Here is a 5,124-nt window from a genome sequence, read left to right on the forward strand (position 1 = left end):
CGGTCTGCTCATGCAGTCAAGCTACCACGCTGGATTCACGAGATGAATCCCTCACGCGATTTGTGCAACAGAGCCCCTGATCTGTCAAAGTCCTGCAGCCCCGGTCAGGTTTTTCGGGGATCGATCAAGTTCGTCGCCACTGAAAGCATGACATCCGGGCGAACGGGGCGGCATTCGGGAAACAGGCGGGTTTGGACGTTGGCAGCGTATCTCTCAGCCCACAGATATCTTTCCACGCGTTGTTGCGCGGCAGTGCAGTATTCACGAACCCATCTACATGTGCGTTCAAACTCTTTGGGCACGGAAAGCCGCTCGTCGCGGACGCTTGTCACGAGGCTTGGTCCTCTTCACCGGAAATCCCGTCCCTTCACCTTGATCGTATCGAGATCCAGATCACGCACATACATGCTGCGCGGCTGCGATCCTTGAGGCACAAGGCCGCGCGGATCCAGCGCACAGCTGCCATGGTGGACCTCATCGCCGCGGCCGTGGGGCAGGAGGAAGGCCATGTCGCGCCTGCCGACTCCGGCTAAGTCGCGTGACAGATCGGTCAGGCGGTGGGCGACGAGATGCACCACCTCGCCCTCGCGCTGGATGCGTCCCTGCACGCCGATCATGCCGGCACCCAGCACGATCCTCCTATGCGCCTCGAAGACCTTCGGCCAGACCACCAGATTGGCCACGCCAGTCTCGTCCTCCAACGTGATGAACATCACCCCCTTGGCCGATCCGGGCCGCTGGCGGACCAGCACCAGGCCGGCGGTCGCGCACCAGCGGCGATCGCGGCTCGTCATGGCATCAGCGCAGGGAATGATGCGCCTTTGGCTGAGCCTCTCGCGCAGGAAGGAGACAGGATGGTGGCGCAGACTGAGCCCGGTATGGCCGTAGTCCTCGACCACCTCGCGGCCCGGGGTCATCGGGCGGAGCGCGACAGTGGGTTCCACTGCTTCCGGTGCGGTTTCGTCTTCCTTCTGCTCTGATGCCTCCCGCATCGCAGCAAAGAGCGGCAGCTCTTCGGGCCCGAGCCCCTTCAACGCCCAGAGTGCGTCCCTGCGACCAAGCCCGAGCGACGGTCTGAAGCCGTCAGCCTCGGCGATGCGGGTCAGACTGGCGATCGGCACCTGGACCCGGCGCCAGAGATCCTCGACCGAGGCAAACGGCTGATCGGCCCGTGCAGCGGCAATGGCAGCGGCATGCGCATTGGCGAGCCCCTTGATCATGCGGAGCCCGAGGCGCACGGCGAAGCGGCTGCCCTCGTCCTCAGGCTTTCCCGTGGGCTCCAGCGTGCAGTCCCAGCGGGAGGCGTTGACGCAGACGGGCCGGATCTCGACACCGTGGTCCTGCGCGTCGCGGACGATCTGTGCGGGGGCATAGAAGCCCATGGGCTGGCTGTTCAGGAGCGCCGCGCAGAAGGCATCGGGGTGCCAGCACTTGAGCCAGGCCGAGGCATAGGCCACGAGCGCGAAGGAGGCTGCGTGGCTTTCAGGAAAGCCGTAGGACCCGAAGCCCTCCAATTGCCTGAAGGTCCGCTCGGCGAAGTCTTGTGCGTAACCGCGCCTGATCATGCCGGAGACGAGCTTGTCCTTGAAGGCCGAGACGCCGCCGGTGAACTTGAAGGTGGCCATGGATTTGCGGAGCATGTCGGCCTCGCCCGGGGTGAAGCTCGCGCATTCGATGGCCACCCGCATGGCCTGCTCCTGGAAGAGGGGCACACCCAAGGTCTTGCCCAGCACCTTCTCGAGTTCCGGGGTGGGATACTCCACCGGCTCCCGCCCTTCGCGGCGGCGCAGATAAGGATGGACCATGTCGCCTTGGATGGGACCGGGCCGCACGATCGCCACCTGCACCACCAGATCATAGTAGGTCCTGGGCTTCATGCGCGGCAGCATGGCCATCTGCGCCCGGCTCTCGATCTGGAACGTGCCCAACGTATCGGCCTTCCTGATCATTGCATAGGTGCGCGGGTCCTCGGCCGGGATGGTGGCGAGGTCATGGGTGATGCCCTTGTGCTCCTCGATCAAGGCCAATCCCTTGGCCATGCAGGTCAGCATGCCAAGGGCCAGCACATCGACCTTCATGAACCTCAATGCATCGATGTCGTCCTTGTCCCATTCGATGATCTGCCGGTCCTCCATGGCGGCAGGCTCGATCGGCACGAGATCATCCAGACGATCCTGGGTGAGGACAAACCCGCCCGGGTGCTGCGACAGGTGCCGGGGCGCACCCTGCAGCTGCCGGGCCAGCTCCAGGGTCAGCCGCAGCCGGCGATCGGACGGGTCGAGGTTCAAATCCCTGATCTGCTCGTCGCTCACCCCCTCCTCGGACCAGGCCCAGATCTGGCCGGAAAGCTGGGCGATCAGATCCTCGGGCAGGCCCATGGCCTTGCCAACATCGCGCAACGCGCCCTTGGCGCGGTAGCGGATCACCGTGGCGCAGAGCGCAGCCCGATCCCGGCCGTAGGTCTCGTAGACCCACTGGATCACCTCCTCGCGGCGCTCGTGCTCGAAGTCCACGTCGATGTCAGGCGGCTCGTGGCGCTCTTCGGAGACGAAGCGTTCGAAGAGCAGATCATTCCGTCCTGGATCGATGGCGGTGATGCCCAGGACATAGCAGACAGCCGAATTCGCGGCCGAGCCGCGGCCCTGGCAGAAGATGCCACGGGACCGGGCGAAGCGGACGATGCTATGCACCGTGAGGAAGTAAGGCGCGTAGGCCAGCTTGGCGATCAGGCGCAGCTCGTGGGTGAGGGAGGCCGTGACCTCCTCCGGCGCGCCTTCGGGATAGCGGTTCTTCGCGCCCTCCCAAGTCAGCCGCTCCAGGGTCTCCTGCGGGCTGAGGTTCGGATCGTCGCGCTCCTCGGGATACTGGTAGCGCAGTTCGTCCAGCGAGAAGCGGCAGCGCTCCACGATCTCCAGTGTCCGTGCCAAGGCCTCAGGATAGCGGGAGAACAGCCGGTGCATCTCGGCGGGTGGCTTCAGATACCGGTCTGCATGGCGCTCGCGGCGGAAGCCCAGGGCTTCGACCGTCACGTTATGGCGGATGGCGGTGACCACGTCCTGCAGGATGCGCCGGGCGGGTTCGTGATAGAGCACGTCGTTGGTCACCACCGTAGGCACGCGCAGGCGTGCGGCCATGGTCGAGAGCTGATGCAGACGCAACTGGTCGTTGGGGCGGCGGCGCAGGGTCAGGGCGAGGTAGGCCCGGTCACCGAAGACGTCGCGCAACCGGCGCAGGCGCAGCGCGCAGGTGTCGTCCGCAAGGTCGGGCACTAGAACCGCGATGAGGCCCTCGGCATGCTCCACCACATCGGGCCACTCGAGATGGCACCGGCCCTTGCCGGCGCGGGACTTGCCGAGCGTCAGCAGCCGGCAGAGCCGACCATAACTCGCCCGGTCCATCGGGTAGACCAGCAGCGCCATGCCGCAGGCGAGATCGAGACGACAACCGACGACGAGGTGCTGCGCGACAAACAGGATGAGATTCAGCGTCAATGAGGATGAGACGGGACGGCGTGTGCATGGCGCAGGGAGGGCGTAGCCCGACCGAAGGCATGCACACGCCGTTGCGCCCAAATTTCCTGGGTCTGTGATCGCGGTCGCCGCGCTACGCTGGTGGTTTTCAGGACCGGAGAACCACCTTTGTGCCGGGGCGCCATGTAACCGATCATCAGACGAGGCTTTTCATGAAGCTGAGACAGGACCATTCGATTGAGACTGCCGCCGCAAAGGCGGGCCTGAGCCGGGCGACGGGCTACCGGATCGCGCAGGATACGCGTCTGCCCTCGCAGAAAGGCGAGCCCCGTGGCCGCCGTCGCCCCGATCCTCTTGAACAAATCTTCGATGCCGAGGTGGTGCCGCTGCTGCAGGCTGCACCCGGGCTACGGCCTGTCGCCATTTTCGAGGAGATGCTGCGCCGTCATCCCGAGTTGCAGCCGGGTATCCGCCGGACGCTGGAACGCCGGATCCGGGCTTGGCGGGCCCTGCATGGAGAAGATCAGGAGGTGATCTTCCGGCAGGTCCACGAACCGGGTCGGCTCGGCCTGTCGGATTTCACCGACATGGGCGCGCTCGGGGTCACTGTCGCGGGCGAACAGCTTGATCATCTGCTCTATCATTTCCGCCTGCCATGGTCAGGGTTCGAGCACGCCCATGTCATTCTCGGCGGCGAGAGCTTTGTGGCCTTGGCTGAAGGGCTTCAGAACGCATTGTGGACGGCAGGTGGCGCCCCGGCATCCCATCGCACCGACAGCCTCTCGGCTGCCTTCCGCAACCTCGACGCCGAGGCCCGGACTGACCTGACGACGCGATACGAGGCTCTTTGTGCCCACTACCGCATGGTGCCGACGCGCAACAACAAGGGCGTCGCCCATGAGAACGGGTCGATCGAAAGCGCTCACGGGCACCTCAAGGGGGCGATCCGGGATGCCTTGCTGATGCGCGGCAGTTCCGACTTCGCTGACCTCGACAGCTACCGCGCCTTCATCGACGAGATCGTCGGGCGCAGGAACGCCGCCCGCGGCAAGGGGATCGCGGCCGAACGGCCCCATCTGCAGGACCTTCCGGCTCGCCGCAGCACCGATTTCGAGGAGGTGATCGTTAGCGTCTCCGGCACGGGCGGCTTCACCTTGCGCAAGGTCTTCTACACCGTGCCCTCCCGTCTGATCGGGCATCGGCTACGGGTGCGCCTGTTCGATGACCGGTTGGAGGTGTTTATCGGCGGAACGCATCTGCTGACCCTGCCGCGGGGACGCGCGCAGGCCAATGGCAAGCATGACCAGGTGGTGAACTACCACCATGTCATCCATTCCCTGCGCAAGAAGCCGATGGCGTTGCTCAACCTGGTCTATCGCGACAAGCTCTTCCCTCGGCCGGAATATCGCCGCGCCTTCGAGGCACTCTGTGCGACGCTGCCGGAACGGCAGGCCTGCAAGGTCACCGTCGAACTGCTGGCCCTGGCGCATGACCGGGGCTGCGAGGGCGAACTGGCCGCCGAACTGGACAGCCTGCTCCGTCGTGGCGATCTGCCGGACCCAGCCGCCCTGCGTGCGACGTTCGCGCCGGATCCGGCGCGATTGCCGACTGTCTCGGTGACGCCGGTCCAACTTGGCAGCTATGAGGCGCTGAT

At 65.3% G+C, this 5,124-nt stretch carries 2 protein-coding genes; one reads left to right on the forward strand and one right to left on the reverse strand.

Features of this window, described 5'->3' with window-relative positions; all coding sequences use genetic code 11:
* Positions 1-347: 347 nt before the first annotated feature.
* Complete coding sequence (locus ACFOM8_RS22430) at positions 348-3,491, reverse strand: error-prone DNA polymerase (protein WP_377764590.1); 3,144 nt, start codon at positions 3,489-3,491, stop codon at positions 348-350.
* Positions 3,492-3,640: 149 nt separating this feature from the next.
* Between ACFOM8_RS22430 and istA the strand changes: the two genes are divergently transcribed.
* A partial coding sequence (gene istA / locus ACFOM8_RS22435; RefSeq protein WP_449301523.1) for an IS21 family transposase occupies positions 3,641-5,124 on the forward strand: 1,484 nt, incomplete at its 3' end.

This window comes from Paracoccus angustae, from assembly GCF_042648745.1.
Classification (GTDB): Bacteria; Pseudomonadota; Alphaproteobacteria; order Rhodobacterales; family Rhodobacteraceae; genus Paracoccus; species Paracoccus angustae.